This is a genomic window from Mannheimia massilioguelmaensis (genome assembly GCF_000940515.1).
GTDB classification, from domain to species: Bacteria; Pseudomonadota; Gammaproteobacteria; order Enterobacterales; family Pasteurellaceae; genus Basfia; species Basfia bettyae.
The window spans coordinates 140922-163285 of sequence record NZ_CDQL01000008.1; the positions used below are offsets into that span (position 1 = coordinate 140922).

The 22364-nt window shown below is 35.7% G+C and carries 15 protein-coding genes; 12 read left to right on the forward strand and 3 right to left on the reverse strand.

All coding sequences use genetic code 11. The features are described 5' to 3' along the window. Nucleotides 1-181: 181 nt before the first annotated feature. The 5 genes from rimP to truB all read left to right on the forward strand — a co-directional run bounded on the left by rimP (nucleotide 182) and on the right by truB (nucleotide 6094). Entirely contained in the window at nucleotides 182-637 is a 456-nt protein-coding gene (gene rimP / locus BN1226_RS09050; protein ID WP_044470920.1) for a ribosome maturation factor RimP, read from the forward strand. 16 nt (nucleotides 638-653) lie between these two features. Further along, nucleotides 654-2159, forward strand: coding sequence for a transcription termination factor NusA (nusA, locus tag BN1226_RS09055; protein WP_044470921.1), 1506 nt, complete (start codon nucleotides 654-656; stop codon nucleotides 2157-2159). 11 nt (nucleotides 2160-2170) lie between these two features. Next, nucleotides 2171-4645, forward strand: a complete 2475-nt coding sequence (infB, locus tag BN1226_RS09060) for a translation initiation factor IF-2 (RefSeq protein ID WP_044470922.1) — start codon at nucleotides 2171-2173, stop codon at nucleotides 4643-4645. 136 nt (nucleotides 4646-4781) lie between these two features. Continuing rightward, complete coding sequence (gene rbfA, locus BN1226_RS09065; protein ID WP_044470923.1) at nucleotides 4782-5177, forward strand: 30S ribosome-binding factor RbfA; 396 nt, start codon at nucleotides 4782-4784, stop codon at nucleotides 5175-5177. Beyond that, nucleotides 5177-6094 (forward strand): tRNA pseudouridine(55) synthase TruB, encoded by a 918-nt coding sequence (gene truB, locus BN1226_RS09070; RefSeq protein ID WP_044470924.1) that lies wholly within the window; start codon nucleotides 5177-5179, stop codon nucleotides 6092-6094. Before rbfA ends, truB begins: the two co-directional genes overlap by 1 nt. A gap of 64 nt (nucleotides 6095-6158) precedes the next feature. Here truB and tyrS read toward each other — a convergent pair whose 3' ends face one another. Both tyrS and sfsA read right to left on the reverse strand, forming a co-directional pair. Next, complete coding sequence (gene tyrS / locus BN1226_RS09075; protein ID WP_044470925.1) at nucleotides 6159-7346, reverse strand: tyrosine--tRNA ligase; 1188 nt, start codon at nucleotides 7344-7346, stop codon at nucleotides 6159-6161. 442 nt (nucleotides 7347-7788) lie between these two features. After that, nucleotides 7789-8505, reverse strand: a complete 717-nt coding sequence (sfsA, locus tag BN1226_RS09080) for a DNA/RNA nuclease SfsA (protein WP_044470926.1) — start codon at nucleotides 8503-8505, stop codon at nucleotides 7789-7791. 295 nt (nucleotides 8506-8800) lie between these two features. Here sfsA and pntA point away from each other — a divergent pair, with 295 nt between their 5' ends. The 7 genes from pntA to BN1226_RS09115 all read left to right on the forward strand — a co-directional run bounded on the left by pntA (nucleotide 8801) and on the right by BN1226_RS09115 (nucleotide 18862). Beyond that, on the forward strand, nucleotides 8801-10333 hold the full coding sequence (pntA, locus tag BN1226_RS09085) for a Re/Si-specific NAD(P)(+) transhydrogenase subunit alpha (RefSeq protein WP_044470927.1): 1533 nt from the start codon (nucleotides 8801-8803) through the stop codon (nucleotides 10331-10333). Nucleotides 10334-10344: 11 nt separating this feature from the next. Further along, entirely contained in the window at nucleotides 10345-11772 is a 1428-nt protein-coding gene (gene pntB / locus BN1226_RS09090) for a Re/Si-specific NAD(P)(+) transhydrogenase subunit beta (protein ID WP_044470928.1), read from the forward strand. Nucleotides 11773-11949: 177 nt separating this feature from the next. Further along, nucleotides 11950-15093, forward strand: coding sequence for a TonB-dependent receptor domain-containing protein (locus BN1226_RS09095; RefSeq protein WP_156149917.1), 3144 nt, complete (start codon nucleotides 11950-11952; stop codon nucleotides 15091-15093). Nucleotides 15094-15219: 126 nt separating this feature from the next. Beyond that, complete coding sequence (locus BN1226_RS09100) at nucleotides 15220-16029, forward strand: Slam-dependent surface lipoprotein (protein WP_044470929.1); 810 nt, start codon at nucleotides 15220-15222, stop codon at nucleotides 16027-16029. A 63-nt stretch (nucleotides 16030-16092) separates the two neighbouring features. Further along, the gene (locus tag BN1226_RS09105; protein WP_044470930.1) at nucleotides 16093-17532 is read left to right on the forward strand and encodes a surface lipoprotein assembly modifier; all 1440 of its coding nucleotides are present in this window, start codon (nucleotides 16093-16095) and stop codon (nucleotides 17530-17532) included. Between the two features lie 145 nt (nucleotides 17533-17677). Then, nucleotides 17678-18178 carry a hypothetical protein gene (locus BN1226_RS09110; protein ID WP_044470931.1) on the forward strand — a complete coding sequence of 167 codons (501 nt, stop codon included), beginning with the start codon at nucleotides 17678-17680 and terminating at the stop codon, nucleotides 18176-18178. Nucleotides 18179-18253: 75 nt separating this feature from the next. Beyond that, nucleotides 18254-18862: a DNA glycosylase gene (locus BN1226_RS09115; RefSeq protein ID WP_044470932.1), complete on the forward strand. Its 609-nt coding sequence runs from the start codon at nucleotides 18254-18256 to the stop codon at nucleotides 18860-18862. Between the two features lie 35 nt (nucleotides 18863-18897). Here the strand turns inward: BN1226_RS09115 and ydiJ are convergent, their stop codons facing one another. Next, complete coding sequence (gene ydiJ / locus BN1226_RS09120) at nucleotides 18898-21990, reverse strand: D-2-hydroxyglutarate dehydrogenase YdiJ (RefSeq protein ID WP_044470933.1); 3093 nt, start codon at nucleotides 21988-21990, stop codon at nucleotides 18898-18900. Nucleotides 21991-22364 lie beyond the last annotated feature (374 nt).

Genomic DNA, 22364 nt, shown 5'->3' on the forward strand with positions numbered 1-22364 from the left:
GTAAAGCATAATAGGCTCAGTGAGGAACCCCAATCATGATTAGGGGTTTTTTTATGTATAAAATTTAATGTAAAAGCTGGGCATTACGCCCTTTTTTTATACCTAAAATTTGAGTGTGGAATGCTTAACTATCTAAATTTATAGGAATTTATTGTAAATATGAATTCTACAGGAGAATAATTTGGCAACATTAGAACAAAATTTACAAGAAATGCTTCAGGGGTCAGTAGAGGATTTAGGCTGTGAACTTTGGGGGATTGAATGTCAACGTGCAGGTCGTTTTATGACAGTCCGTTTATATATAGATAAAGAAGGCGGTGTCACGGTTGATGATTGTGCGGATGTCAGTCGTCAAGTGAGTGCAATCTTAGATGTTGAAGATCCTATCGCTGATAAATATAACCTTGAAGTTTCTTCACCTGGTTTAGATCGACCATTATTTACATTAGATCAATTTCAACGTTATGTTGGACAAGATGTGTCACTGCATTTACGTATTCCAGTATTAGATCGTCGTAAATGGCAGGGTAAGTTAGAGAAAATTGATAATAATATGTTAACGTTAATAGTTGATGGTCAAGAACAAGTTTTAGTGTTTGGTAATATTCAAAAAGCAAACGTAATTCCAAAATTTTAATTAGAGGCAATCGAAAGTGAGCAAAGAAATTTTATTAGCTGCAGAAGCAGTATCAAATGAAAAGTTATTACCACGCGAAAAGATTTTTGAAGCATTAGAAAGTGCAATTGCACTGTCAACTAAGAAAAAATATGAACAAGAAATCGATGTTCGTGTTGTGATTAATCAAAAAACCGGCGAGTTTGAGACTTATCGTCGTTGGTTGGTTGTTGAAAATGTCACTAATCCAACTAAAGAAATTACTCTAGAAGCAGCACAATTTGAAGATCCGACGATTCAGTTAGGAGATTTTGTCGAAGATCAAATTGAGTCAGTGGCATTTGACCGTATTACTATGCAAACTGCTCGCCAAGTAATTAGTACAAAAATTCGTGAAGCAGAACGTAATAAAGTGGTTGAACAATTTCGTTCTGAAGAAGGTAAAATTGTCACAGGAACAGTAAAAAAAGTGACTCGTGATTCTATTATTTTAGAATTGACAGGCAATAAAGAAGATCCTGCAAAAGCAGAAGCAGTTATTACACGAGAAGATATGTTACCACGTGAAAACTTCCGACCTGGTGACCGTGTTCGCGGAGTACTTTACAAAGTTAATCCAGAAAGTAAAGGTGCACAATTGTTCGTAACTCGTGCTAAACCTGTAATGATTGAAGAATTATTTCGCTTAGAAGTTCCTGAAATTGGTGAAGAGCTAATTGAAATAAAAGGAGCATCTCGTGACCCTGGTTCACGTGCTAAAATTGCAGTAAAAAGCAATGATAAACGTATTGATCCTGTAGGTGCTTGTGTTGGCATGCGTGGTGCTCGAGTTCAAGCTATCACTAATGAGTTAGGTGGTGAGCGTGTAGATATCGTTCTATGGGATGATAACCCTGCACAATTCGTGATTAATGCAATGGCTCCTGCTGATGTGAGTTCAATTGTAGTAGACGAAGATAATCATTCAATGGATATTGCTGTTGATTCAGAAAACCTTGCTCAAGCAATTGGTCGCAATGGTCAAAATGTACGTTTAGCAACCCAATTAACGGGATGGACATTAAATGTGATGACTTCTGATGAATTAACAGAAAAACATCAAGCAGAAGACAATAAGATTTTAAACTTATTTATGACATCACTTGAAATTGATGAAGATTTTGCTCAATTGTTAATTGATGAAGGTTTTTCAAGTCTTGAAGAATTAGCTTATGTTCCGGTAAATGAATTAACCGCAATTGATGGGCTAGAAGATGAAGATTTGGTTGAAGAATTACAAACTCGAGCAAAAAATACATTAACAGCAAAAGCGTTAGCTGAAGAAGAAGCATTAAAACAAGCACATATTGAAGACAGATTATTAAATCTTAATGGTATGGAACGTCACATTGCATTCAAATTAGCAGAGAAAGAAATAAAAACCCTTGAAGAATTAGCGGAACAAGGTGTTGATGATTTAGCGGATATTGAAGAGCTAAGTGCAGAAAAAGCAGCGGAGTTGATTATGGCTGCGCGTAATATCTGTTGGTTTGGTGATGAATAAGGATAAAAGTTATGAGTGATAAAGAAACACAAAGCGAAAATGCACCAAAGAAACTGAGCTTACAGCGTAGAACAAAAACTACCGTAGCTGGTGGTAAGGTACAAGTTGAAGTACGCAAATCTCGTAAAATTGATACTGAAATGGCGGCTAAAAAAGCAGCTGAGGAAGCACAATTAAAAGCTCAACAACAGGCCGCATTGGATAAAGCCGCAAAAGAAGCAGCAGAAAAGGCGAAGAAACTTGCTGAAGCTGAAAAAAAAGCAACTGAGGCAGCTAAAGTTGAAGTAGCAAAAGCTGAGCCTGTAAAAGCAGTTGACTTGGAAAAAGAACGCATTAAAGCTGAAGAGGCTGAATTACGCCGTAAAGCAGATGAATTAGCTCGTCAAAAGGCAGAAGAACAGGCTCGTAAAGCTGCTGAAGAAGCAAAACGTTTAGCTGCAATTGCCGAAGATAATGATGTTAGTGCTGAATTATCAGATGATTTTGCAGATTACAACTTGACATCAAGCTATGCTCGTGAAGCCGAAGATGAAGAGGAACGTCGTAACGAGAATCGTGGACGTGGCAAAAATAAAGTGGTAAAAGCGAAAAAAGGCGGACGTGAAGAAGAAAGCACTAAAAATGAGCGTGAGTCAAATCGTCGTAATCAACCAAAAGGTGGTAAGGGTAAACAAGGTAAAAAAGGCGGTAGTGCTATTCAACAAGCCTTTACCAAACCTGCTCAAGTAGCAAAATCAGATGTTATCATTGGTGAAACCATTACAGTTGCAGAATTAGCCAATAAAATGGCAGTTAAAGCAACTGAAATCATTAAATTTATGATGAAAATGGGTGAAATGGTAACCATTAACCAAGTGATTGACCAAGAAACAGCTCAATTAGTGGCTGAGGAAATGGGACATAAAGTGATTCTTCGTAAAGAAAATGAATTAGAAGAATCTGTATTAGAAGATCGTGATGTAAATGCCGAAAAAGTACAACGTGCGCCAGTAGTCACTATCATGGGACACGTTGACCATGGTAAAACATCATTACTTGACTATATTCGTAAAGCGAAAGTTGCCGCTGGCGAGGCTGGCGGTATTACTCAGCATATCGGTGCTTATCACGTAGAAACTGCTGATGGTAAAATGATTACCTTCTTAGATACTCCGGGACATGCTGCCTTTACTTCAATGCGTGCTCGAGGTGCGAAGGCAACGGATATTGTTGTTCTTGTTGTAGCAGCAGATGATGGCGTAATGCCACAAACTATTGAGGCGATCCAACATGCTAAAGCAGCTGGTGCTCCATTAGTGGTTGCCGTCAATAAGATCGATAAACCTGAGGCAAATCCAGAACGTGTAGAACAAGAATTACTTCAATATGAAGTGATTTCTGAGAAATTCGGTGGTGAAGTACAATTTGTACCCGTATCTGCGAAAAAAGGGACAGGTATTGATGAATTATTAGATGCTATCTTATTACAATCAGAAGTGCTTGAATTAACAGCGGTTAAAGATGGTATGGCGACTGGTGTCGTAATTGAATCCTACCTAGATAAAGGCCGTGGTCCAGTAGCAACTATCCTTGTTCAATCTGGTACATTACATCGTGGTGATATTGTTCTTTGTGGTTTTGAATACGGTCGTGTACGTGCAATGCGAGATGAAAATGGTAAAGATGTTGCACTCGCAGGCCCTTCAATTCCAGTTGAGGTGTTAGGTCTTTCAGGCGTGCCTTCTGCTGGTGATGAAGCAACGGTTGTGCGTGATGAGAAAAAAGCTCGTGAAGTGGCTTTATATCGTCAAGGTAAGTTCCGTGAAGTGAAACTTGCTCGTCAACAAAAAGCAAAACTTGAAAATATGTTTAGTAACATGTCTGAAGGTGATGTCGCTGAACTTAATATCATTGTTAAGGCAGACGTACAGGGTTCTGTGGAAGCAATTTGCCAATCATTAACTGAGCTATCAACAGATGAAGTAAAAGTAAAAATTGTTGGTTCAGGTGTAGGTGGTATCACTGAAACTGATGCTACATTAGCAGCGGCTTCAAATGCTATTATGGTGGGCTTTAATGTTCGTGCCGATGCATCGGCTCGTCGTATTATTGAAGCTGAAAATATTGACTTACGTTACTATTCAATCATTTATGAATTATTAAATGAAATTAAAGCGGCAATGAGCGGGATGTTACAACCTGAGTTTAAACAAGAAATTATTGGCCTTGCAGAAGTTCGTGATGTCTTCCGTTCTCCTAAATTTGGTGCAATCGCAGGTTGTATGGTCACTGAAGGTGTGATTAAACGTAATAATCCAATCCGTGTATTACGTGATAATGTAGTTATCTTTGAAGGTGAATTAGAATCTCTACGTCGCTTTAAAGATGATGTTAATGAAGTCCGTAGTGGTATGGAATGTGGTATTGGCGTTAAAAACTATAATGATGTTAAAGTAGGCGACCAAATTGAGGTCTTCGAAGTGGTTGAAGTTAAACGTTCAATCTAATCTTTAAAAGTGCGGTCAAAATTTCTAAAAATTTATCCGCACTTTAGCAAATTAATCAATGGCGCAGATCTTAAATCTGTGCCATTTAAATTAATATAATAGGCAGTAAAATGCCAAATTTAACAGAGAAAATACAATGGCAAGAGAATTTAAACGTAGCGACCGTGTCGCTCAAGAACTTCAAAAAGAAGTTGCTGTCATTCTTCAACGTGAAGTAAAAGATCCTCGTGTAGGTATGGTGACAGTATCTGATGTTGAAGTTTCACGAGATTTAGCCTATGCAAAAGTTTTCGTGACATTCTTGTTCAATAATGATGAAGAGGCTATTACTCAAGGTATGAAAGCGCTTGAAAAAGCAGCGCCTTATATTCGTTCATTAGTGGGCAAAGCAATGCGTTTACGTATTGTGCCAGAACTACGTTTCGAATATGATCAATCTTTAGTAGAAGGCATGCGTATGTCTAATTTAGTGACTAATGTGGTACGTCACGATAAAGAACGTCATATCGATGATGAAAGCGGAGAAGAATAATGTCGAGACCCCGTAAACGTGGACGTGATATTAATGGTGTTTTTTTACTTGATAAACCGCAAGGTATGTCATCTAATGATATTTTACAAAAAGTAAAACGCATTTATCAGGCAAATAAAGCAGGTCATACGGGTGCTTTAGATCCATTGGCAACAGGAATGTTGCCAATTTGTTTAGGCGAGGCGACAAAATTCTCTCAATTTTTATTGGATGCAGATAAACGTTATCAAGTGATTGCAAAGTTAGGTGAGCGAACTGATACGTCAGATGCAGAAGGTCAAATCGTTAAAACTTGCTCTGTAAATGTCACAGAACAAGATATTATTCATGCATTACTGCACTTTCGTGGTGAGATTATGCAGGTTCCTACAATGTTTTCTGCATTAAAGCATAATGGTAAACCTCTATATGAATATGCACGAGCTGGAATTACTGTAGAACGTGAAGCACGCCCCATAACTATTTTTGAATTAAATTTTATTCGTTATGATGCGCCTAATTTAGTTTTAGACGTGCATTGCTCTAAGGGTACCTATATTAGAACCTTAGTGGATGATTTAGGAGAATATCTTGGATGTGGTGCCCATGTGACAATGTTAAGGCGTACGGCTGTGTCAGATTATCCCATTCATTCAATGATTACTTGGGAACAATTGCAAAAATTAGCTGAACAAAATGACTTATCAATTTTAGATAGTTATTTACTTCCAGTTGATAGTGCCGTTTCTAAATTACCAGAGCTTATGCTTACAGAAGAACAAACAAAATCGGTGAGTTTTGGTCAACGAGTAAAATTTATTAATGAGCAAAAATTGAATGGTCAGGTAAGACTTTTTTCACCTCAAAAGCAATTTTTAGGTGTAGCTGAAATTGGATTAGATAATGTAATTCGCCCAAGTCGAATGGTGAATTTATAAGTTATTTAATAAATAAAAAAGGTATTTACGACAGCATAAATACCTTTTCTTTTTATAGCGTTAATTATTTAACCGTGATTCTAGCAAATTTACGTTTACCTACTTGGTATACATTAGTGCCTTTCTCAGCATCAGGTTTTACATCATCAATTTTTTCACCATTGATTTTTACGCCACCTTGTTGGCAAGAGCGAATTGCTTCAGAAGTTGAGGATACTAATCCTGCTTCTTTTAATAATGTAGCGATACCAATAGGCGCATTAAATGTAAATTCTGGCATGTCATCAGGGATTGCACCTTTTTGGAAGCGGTTAATAAATTCTTGTTCAGCAACATTTGCATCTGTTTCACTGTGGAAACGTGCAATAATTTCTTTAGCTAATAAAATTTTTACATCACGTGGATTACGTCCATCTTGAACTTCTTGTTTCAATTGTGCAATTTCAGCTAATGGACGGAATGAAAGTAGATTATACCAATCCCACATTAAATCATCTGAAATAGACATAATTTTACCAAACATTTCACTTGGTGCTTCAGTGACACCAATGTAGTTGCCTAATGATTTAGACATTTTTTTCTCACCATCTAAACCTACTAATAATGGAAGTGTCATGGCAACTTGTGGTTTCATTCCTGCCGATTTTTGTAATTCACGACCTACTAATAGGTTGAATTTTTGGTCTGTACCACCTAATTCAATATCTGCTTCTAAAGCAACAGAGTCATGACCTTGCAATAGAGGATAGATAAATTCATGAATCGCAATGGGTTGTTGTGAATTAAAACGGTTTTTAAAATCGTCACGTTCTAACATACGTGCAACCGTATAATTGGAAGCTAAACGAATCATGCCTTCAGTGCCTAACTGAGCTAGCCATTCAGAATTAAATACTATACGCGTTTTTTGCGGGTCTAAAATTTTGAAAATTTGTTGTTTATATGTTTCTGCATTGCGTAATACATCTTCACGACTTAATGGCGGACGAGTTTTATTCTTACCAGATGGATCGCCAACCATACCAGTGAAGTCACCAATTAAGAAAATCACTTCATGACCGAAGTTTTGGAATTGGCGTAATTTATTTAATACAACAGTATGACCTAAGTGAATATCAGGTGCAGTTGGATCTGCGCCTAATTTTACTTTCAATGGACGGTTTTCTTTTAATTTTTCAATTAAGTCTGCTTCAGAAAGCACTTCATCAACACCGCGCTTTAGTTCCGCGAGAACAACATTGATATCAGTCATTGTCAATTCCTGTGTAGGTTCATAATATTTGTAAATAGAACATAGCATTATAGTGATTATTGAGGAAATGAAAAGACTAGACACTCGTTTTTAACAGATTATTTGAAATTTGTAGATAAATTCTGAGGTTCTCAAATTGAGAATAAAAAAAAAGTGTTTCCGTTGTGGGGGAGGAAACACTTAAATGTTGGAGTGATTATCTATTATTGTTTGAGTGTCTTTATGATAATCATTATCATTTAACTTGTCAACAATTAAATGCAAATAATTATCAATTATTTATAATATAAAGAAAAACGGAAAAATAAAAGGCGTTTCCGTTGTGGGGGTGGAAACGCCTGAATGTTGGAGTGATTATCTATTATTGTTTGAATGATGCTTATGATAATTATTATCAAATATATTGTCAACAATTAAATGAGAATAATTCCTAAAAATTTCATTATAAAATTAAAGGTACAGCTTGAGTGAGAGAAAGGCTATCTGGAATACCATTAACAATATTAAATTTACCAGCATATGCATAAGCTTCAACGCCAACAGCAAGTGCTTCTTTAAAAAGTTTGTTATATTCGGGATCCACAAATTCAGCAATTTTAAAATGATCAAATCCATCATGTAAGCCTGTGAAGAGTAATACGGCTCGATGTCCTTGAGCTTTCATCGCCATTAATTCACGTATATGTTTTTGTCCTCGAGTGGTTACTGCATCGGGAAATAAACCTAATGTTCCTTTCACGAAGGTAATTGATTTCACTTCCATATAGCAATCTGGCAGTCCCTCACCTTTCAATAAAAAATCAATTCGACTATTTTCTTCGCCATACTTTACTTCAGGATAAATTTCGCTGTATTTATCAAGTTCTTTAATGACTTTATTTGTAAGTGCTTCATGAGCTAATTGATTGGAGCGATGAGTATTAATGCACACTAAATTACCGTTTGCTAGTTGAGTTAGTTCCCAAGAGCAAGGATATTTCCTCGTAGTGCTTTTAGAATCTGAGTACCAAACAATATCGCCTTTCTCTCCACAGTCAGTCATTGCTCCCGTATTTGCACAATGTAAAGTAAGTTTCTCACCATTCGCTTGTTCAACATCTGCCATAAAGCGTTTATAGCGACGAATTAAGGTTGCTGATTGAAGAAAAGGGAATTGCATATAAAAATATCCTATATATATAAGCTAATAAAAACTGAAATCTAGTCTATCATAAAGCTAGTTTGTAGAGGATTTAAAATTTTACAAAATTGAACCGCACTTTGTGTTGTCAGATGTACATAAAAATCTAGCTTTTTCTTAATACTAGGGAGTTATACAATGATCTTATATAAGCTATTAAAAATTTGGTTTATTTTTATCAAATAAATGGTAGATTAGTCTTATTGGCTTATAGTCATTATCAGTTAGGCGAGAATTCCTCGTTTAAAATTATCATCAACTAGAAGGAAGCATTATGTTAATTGGTGTACCTAGAGAACTGCTTGATAATGAAAGTCGTGTGGCGGCAACGCCTAAGACTGTTCAACAAATTCTAAAACTAGGCTTTGATGTAATCGTTGAGCACGATGCAGGGTTTAAAGCAAGTTTTGAAGATCAAGCTTTTAAGGAAGCAGGTGCGGGCGTTGGTTCGGCACAGGATGTTTGGAATGCAGATGTTATTTTTAAAGTGAATCCTCCTACGGATGACGAGATTGCACAAATTAAATCTGGAGCAACCTTAATTAGCTTTATTTGGCCTGCACAACATCCAGAGTTAATGGAGAAACTTGCGACTAAGAAAATTAATGTATTAGCAATGGATGCTGTTCCTCGAATTTCTCGTGCACAAGCCCTTGATGCCTTATCTTCTATGGCAAATATTTCAGGTTATCGGGCTGTGATTGAAGCTGCAAATGCTTTTGGTAGCTTCTTTACTGGACAAATTACTGCCGCAGGCAAAGTACCACCGGCTAAAGTATTAGTTATTGGTGCCGGTGTCGCTGGGTTAGCAGCGATTGGGGCGGCAAATAGTTTGGGTGCTATTGTTCGTGCTTTTGATTCTCGCCCTGAAGTAAAAGAGCAAGTGCAAAGTATGGGAGCAAGTTTTCTTGAAATTGATTTCAAGGAAGAAGGTGGTTCTGGCGATGGTTATGCTAAAGTCATGTCTGAAGAATTTAACCGTCGTGCAATGGAACTTTATGCAGAACAAGCAAAAGAAGTGGATATTATTATTACTACGGCAGCAATTCCAGGCAAACCTGCACCTCGCTTAATTACTAAAGAAATGGTTGATTCAATGAAACCCGGTTCTGTGATTGTTGATTTGGCAGCATTGACTGGCGGTAACTGTGAATATACTAAAGCTGGTGAGATTTTCATTACGGATAACCAGGTTAAAATCATTGGTTATACTGATTTTCCAAGTCGTTTACCAACACAATCTTCACAACTTTATGGTACTAATTTAGTTAACTTATTGAAACTATTAACACCAAACAAAGATGGTCAAATTGATATTAATTTTGAAGATGTGGTATTACGAGGTGTCACAGTAATCCGTGATGGTGAAGTAACATGGCCAGCACCACCAATTAAAGTATCAGCTCAGCCACAACAAAAAGTAGCTACTGCACAAGTTGAGAAGAAAGAACAAAAAACGGTAGATCCTCGTATCAAATATGGCGTGATGGCATTAGTTGGTATTTTATTCTTATGGCTAGCCTCAGTGACGCCAACTGCATTTTTGTCTCATTTCACTGTCTTTGTATTAGCTTGTTTTGTTGGTTATTACGTGGTATGGAATGTTAGTCATGCATTGCATACGCCTTTAATGGCGGTGACGAATGCGATTTCAGGGATCATTATTGTCGGTGCAGTACTACAAATTGCCCAAGGTGGTTTCTTTGTGAGTATTCTTGCATTTATTGCAATTTTAGTAGCAAGTATCAATATTTTTGGTGGCTTTAAAGTTACCCAACGTATGCTTGCAATGTTTAGAAAAGGTTAAGGAGAGAAGTAATGTCAGTCGGATTTGTACAAGCTGCATATATTGTCGCGGCAATACTCTTTATTATGAGCTTAGCTGGTCTTTCTAAACATGAAACAGCAAAAGCAGGTTGTTGGTATGGCATCGTTGGTATGACGATTGCATTAATTGCCACGATCTTTGGACCATCAACAGAAGGTCAGTTATGGATTCTTATTGCTATGGCAATTGGTGCGGTAATAGGTATCCGTAAAGCACTTAAAGTGGAAATGACAGAAATGCCAGAATTAGTGGCAATTCTTCATAGCTTTGTAGGTTTAGCCGCTGTATTAGTGGGTTTCAATAGCTTTGGTTTGCATGAGGTGGCAGATATTCCCGCTAATTTAGATGATGCTGCACGAGCAGTATTTTTATCGGAACAAGCGGTATTAGCTAATATTCACAATGTTGAAGTATTTTTAGGAATCTTCATCGGTGCAGTAACCTTTACGGGTTCTGTTGTGGCATTTGGTAAATTAAGTGGCAAGATTAATTCTAAAGCATTAATGTTACCTCATCGCCATAAACTTAATTTGGCTGCATTAGTGGTTTCTGCATTATTAATGATTGCATTTTTAAATAATCCAGAAAATATCTTCCCAATCCTCTTAATGACAGCAATTGCTCTAGCATTTGGCTGGCATTTAGTGGCATCAATCGGTGGTGCAGATATGCCAGTGGTTGTTTCAATGCTTAACTCATATTCAGGGTGGGCAGCCGCAGCAGCAGGCTTCATGTTAAATAATGATTTATTGATTGTTACTGGTGCATTAGTGGGTTCTTCTGGGGCAATTCTTTCTTATATTATGTGTAAAGCGATGAATCGTTCATTTATTAGCGTTATTGCAGGTGGATTTGGTAATGATCCTGTCGTGACATCTGATGAAGAACAGGGCGAACACCGTGAAACCACCGCAGAAGAAGCCGCTGAATTATTGAAAAATGCTAGTTCCGTTATCATTACTCCTGGATATGGCATGGCAGTAGCGCAAGCGCAGTATCCTGTGGCTGAATTAACACAAAAATTACGCGAACGAGGAGTTAATGTACGTTTTGGTATTCATCCTGTAGCTGGTCGTTTGCCTGGTCATATGAATGTGTTATTAGCTGAAGCAAAAGTGCCTTACGATGTCGTATTAGAAATGGATGAGATCAATGATGATTTTGAAGATACTGATGTGGTTTTAGTTATTGGTGCGAATGACACAGTTAATCCAGCCGCCATGGAAGATCCAAATAGCCCTATTGCAGGCATGCCTGTGTTAGAAGTATGGAAAGCTCAAAACGTAATTGTGTTCAAACGTTCAATGGCAGTGGGCTATGCGGGTGTGCAAAATCCATTGTTCTTTAAAGAAAATACTCAAATGTTGTTTGGGGATGCTAAAGAACGTGTAAACGATATTTTGACCGCATTGAACTAAAATATTTTTCTTAAATCAAGACCGCACTTTTTAGTGCGGTTTTTTATTTTGTGATAAGGATCACATTTAAACGTAATAGCTAGGATAAGAATTGAAAACTTTATTTCTTAATATAAAATACCTAATCTAAAAGATAATCATTATTATTAGTATATATATTAAGGTAAGGAAATCAAAGTGAAAAGTAAAACTTCAGCAGCATTAGCTATACTTTGGGCATTGCTTAGTAATACAGCATTTGCTGAAACAGCATCTATGGAGTCATTAGAAACCATTCGTGTACAAGATAAAGCAGAAAATAAAGCTCAAGAAGGTAAAGACCAAGTATTTTTAAAAGATCAGGTCGTTGAATATAAAAGTAAAAAGGAAATTGAAACTTATCAAGCACATAGTGTATCAGATTTATTATCTGGGGTGACTGGTGTGTATAGTGCGGACTCGAGAAATAGTGGCGCTTTAGATCCTAATATTCGAGGTGTTTCAGGGCAAGGACGAATACCTGTGTTGGTAGATGGTACTGAACAAGCTATAACCGTTTGGCGTGGGATTGCGGGTGTTGGTAGTCGTAATTATGTGGATCCATTTCTGATTAGCTCCGTTAATGTTGAGAAAGGTCCAAGCCTTGATCGTAACTTACGTAATGGTGCGGCAGGAACGGTGAAGCTCACGACTTTAGAAGTTGATGATATTGTTAAGCCTGGTAATAAATTTGGCGTTGAATTAAAAGCTGAGACCTCAAATAATTCGATTAAAAATCGTCCTCACCCATTCCGTATTGGCGTTGATTATCGTGAATCAGCCCATCCTGAAGAAAGTGAAATGGGTTATGATGCCGTGCTATTTCGTGTTTCTGATCGTCATCCCCCTCGTTCTGGAGGCCGTAATAAATTCTTCCATGATAATGCTTATCGCCTTGCGGCTGCCTATAAAGAAGATAAATTTGAAGGTTTAATGGCTTATGCTTATCGCGAAAAAGGCAATTATTATTCTGGTAAAAAAGGCGGTAAAAAATATGCAGAAGGACAAAAATTAGAAGATATTCTGGAATTAGGTGGTGATACCATTGATGCCAAAAAAATTATGAGTGCCACTGATGATTTTTATATTCCTTGGATGGCTGTGGTTTTTTATCCTAACTATGAAGTGCCAAATACTTCTTACTTATCGAAATCTTGGTTAGGTAAAGGAAAATATAATTTGACTAAAGATATGAATGTCAATTTTAGTTTACGTCATTCCAATATTGAATTTGGTGACATTATGCCTTCTCGTTTATATCTAACTTCATGGCAACAGGGGAGCGTCTTGGAATGGCCATTAGCTCATGTTAAACAAACGGCATTAAGTACAGAATTTAATTATAACCCTGAAAATAACAAATGGCTGGATTTAAATTTTGGAGTATGGGCGTTATGGAATAAATCAAAAACTAATACCGCAGGTGGTTCACCTGGCGATATTATGTTTTATGATAAAGACTTTAGCGATTCGGTGAATGAGATATTCTATGAGTATTATCGTTCAGGAAGGGAGGATGATCCGCGTGGCGATCCTAATTTTATGAATAAAATTAAAGCTGCATGGAAAAAATATAATGAATCGCCGAATAAAACTAAAAACATAGATGGTATGTTTAATACTCAAGAGGCACAAGCACAATATTCGAAAGATAATTACTGGGGGCTGAGTGGAAGTAATAAATTCCAAATTGCAGATAATCTAAGCTTATCAGTAATGGCAAATTATCGCCATGAAACCTTACAAAGTTCTAATGTTTATGAAATGAGAGAAAAATATCATTTGCTTGAAGGTTGGATGGATCGTTGTGCTGAGGTTGATCCAAGAATTTGTAAGCCTAGTGATGAAGTTACTTCTACTCCACGTTATGGAAAACGTAATGAATTTAATGCAGGATTCAATTTTGAATATGCACCAACTGATTGGTTAATTTTAAATGCTGGGGCAAGATATACCCATTATAAATCCCGTGATGATGGTTTACGCAAACGTCTACAAGATAAAAAACGTGAAGATGTGAAATATATTGTGGCAATGCCAGTGACTTATAAAGAGTTAAAAAGCTTTACTCCAGAGGAGCGAGCATTGTATGCATCTGCAGTAGCAAAGGGAGGCGAATGGAACCGCATGACTACAGAAGAAAAATTTATATATTATGAGAATTATTCTATTGAAGACCAATATGTAGAGAAAAGTGAACTTTGGTATCGAGATGCTGATGGACACTTTAAAGCAGAGCATTCTCCTGTGATGGATGGTCGCCTTAACAAAGAAATGTGGAATGAAAAAGGTGTGGATATTGGAGGCAATGTTGTAGATAGATTCCTTCACGAGGGGCCTGCTGATTACAGAAAAGTTGTTGATGTAAGGGATTGGAGTGAAATAAAAGAAATACCAACAGAAGCACAATGGCAAGCTATGAAAAAAGCAGAACGCCGAGATCATGCTTGGTCCCCTGCTTTAGGTGTCACGATTTTACTTACTGATAATATGCGTATTTATGCTCGCTATATCGAAAGTAAACGTATGCCAAGTATTTTTGAAGATACAATAGGTTATTCCACCAATAATATTATGCCGCTAATTAAACGCAAACCTGAGCATAGTAAAAATTTTGAATTGGGTTATGTACAAGATTTGAGAGGAATTTTTAGTGGGGCAAGACGAGCCGATTTTCGTCTTAATTATTTTCATAATGTGACAAAAAATATTTTTGATCGCAATGAGTTTTATGAAACGCAACAGTATGATAAGCGTACATTAGCTGGGTTAGAGTTACAAGCTAGATACGATCAAGGTCGTTTTTTTGCTGACTTTGGTATGACTTATAACTTGAAAAATAAACTATGTGATAAAGATAGTGCCCTTGAAGAAGGTGGATTTGCATTTAATCAGAAAACTTGGAAGTTTGAATCTACCCCTGAATGTGTGAATGGGGGACGACGTACTGGTTTCTTAAAAAATATGATTCTACCTCAATATTCAATTACCTCTAATTTAGGATTACGTTTTTTTGATGAAAAACTGACCTTAGGTACAAGATTGCAATATCATTCTAATGTAAAAGATACTTATGAAAAATCTATGCGTGATGCAGGATTAGGTTCTTATAGCCTTAGTACGGTACGCTGGCAACCAGTATTTGTGGTAGATGCTTTTGCAAATTATAAAGTGAATGAAAATTTATCTTTAGATCTTATCGCAACTAATTTAACAGATCGTTACTATTTAGACCCAATTGCACGTTCATCTATGCCGGCTCCAGGTAGAACGATCAAGTTAGGACTGACAGCAAGCTTTTAATTAAATAATAATGAAAATCATTTGTATTTGTATGGGTTCGTGCTAGGATAAGCAAACCTTCTTGATAATTAGAAGGGATAGCATTCAGTGATTTACACCTAATCTCAATTGATAAGGAGAAATATAATGAAATTTCAACATACCTTAATTGCAGTATTATTCTTATCCACAGCTGCTTTTGCTCAAGCTACGGTAACAGGCATGGTGGCTTCTACAGATAAAAGCCATAATAAAACTATTAATATTGCCACTGATGAAGGCAAAGCAGCATTAAAAGTTAATTATAGTGCGATTAGTAAGGATAAAAATAATGCAGTAAATAAAGAGCAAGCCTTTTCAACAATGGCACAAAAAGCGGATAAATGGATTTCTAAGTTAAGTGGCACAGCTGTACGTGATGGAAATGGTGTAGTAGTCGCAAAACTTTATAAGATTCCAACGATAACCTCGAAAATGCCAGAACATAAAGACCTAGGTCGAATGTCATTTAAACAAGTCGGCAATATGGATGTGTGGTATGGAGATTGGGCGGATGTGCCACATTATAGTAAAGATCCTGCTAAAGAAGGTAAAAATTATAGTGTATATTATGCGGGTTCTGAAACTGTGACTATGCCTCAATCTGGCAAGGCAAATTATGATGTAAAAGGAATTAATAACTATGTCAATGCCAATACAGAAATATTAAAAGGAAACTTAACTGCTGACTTTACGGAAAAAACATTGAAAGGTTCAATCGCAAGCTCTAAATTAGCAATTAATATGGATGCTAAGATTAAGAATTCAGCGATCGATGGTAACGCAGTGGCAAATGGTAAGGACGAGGGTAAATTATCAGGCCACTTCTATGGCAATAATGCGGCTGGATTAGCGGGTATTGCTGAATTTAGCAAAAAACCAAGCTTAAATACTGCTTTTGGTGGTACAAAGAAATAGCCTAACATGATTAACAATAAAGGCTTGCGGGAGGTATCACAAGCCTTTTTTATTAGGATAGATATGGACTATAGATTTTTATTTTTATTATTTTTTTGTAGTGGTGCATTAGCTGATAATCAAGATACTGAATTTCGTTTGCAACAAGAAGTAGAGCAACAACAAAAAGCACAAGAAGAGCAACTTATTGAAAAAGATCAGTTTTTAACGACGATGATGATTAATCATCAAGAAATTGGGATTGGCAATAATATTGAAGAAGTCCTCACCGCACTTTTTTTAGCTATTAATCATAAACAAACAGATGATATTGAGCGTTTATTAGCTATTTATCAAACCATGCCTGAGGCAGAGGAAGGAATGATTACTTTCAGTTTAGCCAATATTGCTTTTAATCGTGGAGATACTAAAAAAGCGATTCAGCTTTATGAAAAACTGCTAAAAACAGATAATGATTTTTTACGTGGGAAACTTGATCTTGCCCGTTTATATTTTTTTGATTATCAAAATAAAGAATCCTACCAATTATTTTCTGAAATTAATTTATCTGAGTCCCAAAGTCTTATGGAAAAAGTTAATGAATTTCAGTTATCTCTTGATAAACGAGAAGATTGGCATGGAAGTTTTTCTTTAGGAGCTATTTATCACTCTAATTTGAATCAGTCTGCGAATAAGACAACTGAATGGATTGTGAATACGCCATTTTGGGGAGAGATAACCACCATCAGACATTTACCTCAAGTAATCAAATCTCATGGTTTAGGTTTTGAAGGTGCATTGAATAAATATACGGCTATAAAAAATCATCATGGCATAATGTTTAAAGGCTCTGCAAATGGAGAGTTTTTTCAAAATCATAGTTTTTATAATGAACATTATTTCTCACTAGGGTTAGGTTATCGCTATAAAAATCAACATCATCAAGTTGATATTTATCCTTTATCAGAAGCTAGTTATAGTAATAATCAATGGTATTCTACTCGCCAAGGGATTCAAGCAGAATATTCACAAGATATTGGAGATGATGCCTATTTTTCTTTTACTTTATCTTATAAAAATGAACGTTATCGAGAACATAATTTAAAAATATATAATGGTAATATTGCTTCTGTTTTTTTATTTAGTGCTTATGCATTGCCTCATGATTGGGTTGTCTTTGGTGGGCTAGATTATTTACAAAAAAATGGGACGGAAGATAAATCTGATCAATATGAACGTAAAGGAATACGGTTAGGGATTAATAAAGCTTTTGATATCGGATTGGATCTAACTTTAAGTGTAAATTATCGAAAAACTGATTATCGTCAATATAGTGAATTATTATCAGAAAAACGTCATGATAAAGAATATCTTTATTCTGCAAATTTAAAATTCCCTAAATTGAGTTTTTATGGTATTACTCCTCAGCTTAGTCTAAGTCGAACTCAAGTAAAATCTAATGTAGATTGGTTGTATAGTTACAATAACCATGAAATTGGGTTATGGTTTGAAAAACGTTTTTAATCTGCCATCCTATTTTTGCTGAACTAAAATGTGGGCTAAACGTCTAATGCTTCGTTTAGGCGTCGATCATAAAATATGGTCATTATAGAGAGTCTTATTGAGCTGCAGACAAGTTAATTCACTTATTTTTAAGGAAGGGAGTGTAATGAAAAAGTTATTATTAAGTCTATTATTGAGTATTACCACATTTCCTACTATGGCAAATTTATCTTCAAATGATAAACATTTAATTGAAAAACAATTAGGCTATTTAGAACAATCATTCCAACAAAAGCAATGGAATAGCGTATTAAACATAGCACCACCGAGATTATTAGAAAGAATGGCTAGTCAAGCGGGGATGGATGTAAATACATTTAAATTGTCATTGATGAATTTAGCAACAAGTTCTGTGAAAAGCCTACGGACTAATTCTTATGGGTATGATTTAACTAAAGCGATTTCAGGCAAGACTTCAGTGCGTGATTATGCGTTTATTCCTGCTTATTATGATGTCAATATTAATGGTAAACAAAAACAGGGTAAGGCTTATTTATTAGGTATTGAAGATAACAAACAATGGTATTTTATTCATTGGGACAATCAATTTAAAGATGCAATGAAAAACGCTTATCCTGATTTAGCAAATATTCAAGAACCAAAATAAAATTTTCTTAAAACAGACCGCACTTTTGTTTATTGGGTGAGCCAGTCAGCTCACCTCAAACAGTAATTTCTTAAGATGAATAACATAATATCCACACCAACAATTGAAACACATCCTTTCCCACCTGTGTTGCCTGCTCATGCGACCGTAATGATGATGGGAACCTTTCCTCCAAAATCAGAAAAACGTTGCATGGAATTTCATTATCCTAATTTTCAAAATGATATGTGGAGAATTTATGGTTTAGTGTTTTTTAACGATAAGCAATATTTTCAAGTTAAAGGAGAGAAACGTTTTGATGCCGAGCGTATAAAGGCGTTTCTAAATGCACAGGGAATTGCTTCTTGCCCGACCGTAATAAAAGCAATTCGGGAACAAAATAATGCATCAGATAAATTTCTAAAAATTGTAGAATCAGTAAATTTATCTGAAGTACTCAAGCAAGTTCCTCATGTGCGTTGGTTATTTACCACGGGAGGAAAAGCTACGGAGGCACTATTTTCGTTGCTTCCTGATGTTAAATTAAAAGAGCCGAAAACCAATGAATATATTGATTTTCCATTTGAAGGTAGAGACTTAAAACTTTATCGAGTCCCTTCCACATCACGAGCTTATCCATTGAGTTTAGATAAAAAAGCAGAGGCTTATCGACGATTTTTTAAATTATCAGGTATTTTAAAATAGAATAAGGTGATTCATTTGAATCACCTTTTTTATGTTTAATGAAAAAGAGTAAGTAAAGCTTGAACAGGGTGTTTTAATTCTTGACCTTCTAAGCGGGCTACTTGGCTACGACAGGAATATCCTGTTGCTAAACAGTACTCGGTATTTTTACCAGTCAATTTTGCTCCCCAAGAGCTATTATAAATATCACAAGACATTTCTTGGTTCTTGATTTCGTGGCCAAATACTCCCGCCATACCACAACAGCCTACTTTTTCTAGTTTAAGCTGCTGACCAAATGCAATGAAAATTTGTTGCCACTCTTTTGGGCTATTGGGCATAAAGGTTTGTTCTGTACAATGTGGAAAGAAATGCCATTCATGCGTATTCAAAGTGCGGTTGGATTTTTGTAAATTTTCTACCGCAGTTTTGATTAACACTGAATCAAGTTGACTGGTTAACCATTCATGAGCGGTGAGTACGTGAAAATTACCACGTTGTGCTTGTAGTATTTCTTTATATTCATCTCGGTAAGAAAGCACAATAGCTGGGTCAATTCCCACTAACGGTAAGCCTAATAATGCCATACGATTTAAGAATTCAGCTTGATTTTTGGCTGTGCGAGCAAATTGCCCTAAAAATCCCTTAATATGTTGAGCTTTACCATTAGGTTTAAAAGGTAAAAGTATAGGTTTGAAACCAAGCCGTTGGCAGAGTTCGACAAAATCAGCGACCACAGTTGCATCATAGTAAGAAGTATAAGGATCTTGAACAATTAGCAACATATTTGATTTTTCAGTAGAAGATAAATTTTCTAATTGCTCTAAAGTTTTACCTTGATAACCAATTTCAACTAATTGTTGTTGTAGATTTGGCTCAGAGAGTAGTGGGATGTCGATCATTCCCATGGTTTTTTCGGTAACTACTTTCACAAATCGTGAATTCATAAAGAAGTTAAAGAATTTTGTTTGTTTAGCCATATAAGGTGCTACAAGCTCTAAGTTTGCCACAATGTAGTCTTTTGGCGGACGCACATAACGTTGATGATAAAAATAGAAAAATTTTGCACGGAAACTAGGTACATCAATTTTGATTGGACATTGGCTTGCACAGGCTTTACAAGCTAAGCAAGTATCCATTGCGGTTTTTACTTCATTAGAAAAATCATATTTACCACGCCATTTATTGATAGTATTTCTAAATTTTTCAATAAGTTCTGAATGTTTGATGTGTGTTTGTCTAAAATCTAATTGTTCAGGAGAAATATTTTCATTTGCCATTAAGCGTAGCCATTCACGAATCATACTTGCACGACCTTTCGGTGAAAAAACACGATTATGGCTAACTTTCATGGAGGGGCACATCGCACTATGAACATCAAAATTAAAACATAGTCCGTTACCATTACAATTCATTGCACCTGAAAATTCTTCACGCATTTTCACTGGGATTTGACGATCATTATCGGCACGCATAGGTGATAAAATCGAATAGAGGGGGTGATTATTATTTAAAGGTGTACAAATTTTCCCAGGATTTAAACGATTATTCGGGTCGAATAAAAATTTGATATAACGTAATTCTTGCCATAATTCAGGGGTAAAAAATTTTTCACCATAATAAGAGCGGATGCCTTTACCATGCTCTCCCCAAATTAACCCACCATATTTGCGAGTTAATTCTGCTACGGTATCAGAAATATGCTTGAATAATAATACATGTTGCTTATCACATAGATCTAATGCAGGACGAACATGTAATACACCAGCATCTACGTGACCAAACATGCCATATTGTAGATTGTAGCTATCTAATAAAGCACGAAATTCTGTAATATAATCTGCTAAATTTTCTGGAGGAACACAAGTGTCTTCAACAAAAGGAATCGGTTTTGCTGCTCCTTTAGTGTTACCTAATAAGCCTACGGCTTTTTTACGCATGGCATAAATACGTTCAATAGAAGGCAAATCAGAACATATTTGATAACCAATAATATTATCTTCTAGATTGGCGATCTTGCTATCAAGTTGAGCACAAAGTGTATGAACTTGTCGTTCAATTAGACTTTTATTATTACCTGCAAATTCAACAATATTTAAACCAAGAATTGGGCTAAACTCATCTTCTTTTAATAAATCTTTTACCGAATGCCAAACAATATCTTCTTTAGCTAGATTCAAGACTTTAGAGTCAATGGTTTCTACTGAAAGTGCGTTTGCTTGTACCATAAAAGGTGCACTACGTAATGCTGCATCAAATGAACTATATTTTACATTGATAAGCGTACGTATTTTAGGAATCGGTGTAAGATCTAAAGTTGCTTCACAAATAAAAGCTAATGTTCCTTCTGAACCAGTAAGAATTCTAGTTAAGTTAAATTCACTTTCATCTTGATTAAATACATTTTTTAGATCATAACCTGTTAAGAAGCGGTTTAATTGAGGTAAATCGCGGATAATCACTTCACGTTTTTCTTTACAGCGATTAAATATCTCTTCATGAAGAATTTTATTGGTTAAGCTAACTTTCTTTTGTGCTAAATTATTTAAAAATTTTTCAGTTTTGACCGCACTTGTGTCAAGAATCTCACCATTAATCAACACTGCTCGTAATCCTAAAACATGGTCTGAAGTTTTTCCATATTGGAGAGAACCCTGACCAGAGGCATCAGTATTAATCATGCCACCTAAGGTTGCTCTATTACTAGTTGAAAGTTCTGGAGCAAAAAATAATCCATAGGGTTTCAAAAATTGATTTAACTGATCTTTAATGACACCTGCTTGCACTCTTACCCAACGTTGTTCAATATTGAGTTCTAAAATTCCAGTCATATGACGAGAAAGATCAACAATAATATTATTATTAATGGATTGGCCATTTGTTCCCGTACCTCCGCCTCTAGGAGTAAATGTTAGGGAAAGATATTTATGTTGTTGAGCGAGTTTTGTGAGTTTTACTATATCTGAAATAGATTTAGGAAAAAGAATAGCCTGCGGAAGTTGTTGATAGACACTATTATCAGTAGCAAGGCTTAAGCGGTCAGCGTAATTTGAACAAATATCACCTTCAAAATATTGCTTTTTTAAATCTTGTAAAAAGTCAGAGATCAAAGGGGTAATTGCTGGGACATTTTCTAAACAAGGTAGCATAAAAGTAGCCGTTTTTATAATCAGGTAGAAAGCTTGAAAGAGTATAGTAAGATTCTAGCATATTAGTTAATAATTGGAATGATAAACATGATTCAGATTTTACTGAAACGTTTACAATAAATATTAATGAGTGTATATTATTTAATCAAATAGATTGTTTTTTAGTCAATTAGGGTATAAAAGTTTGATTTTATACTTTTTAGCTAGGATAATTGAGACACTTATCAGCCCAATGGGTTAAAAGTATTTGAATTTGTGTAATGATAAATTCAACCCTAACAATTTTATCTTGAACCTTTCAGTTAAGATTGTGCATAATGTGGTTAGTTCCACTATTTTATAATAGTAGATACTGAAAACTTCATTATAATTAA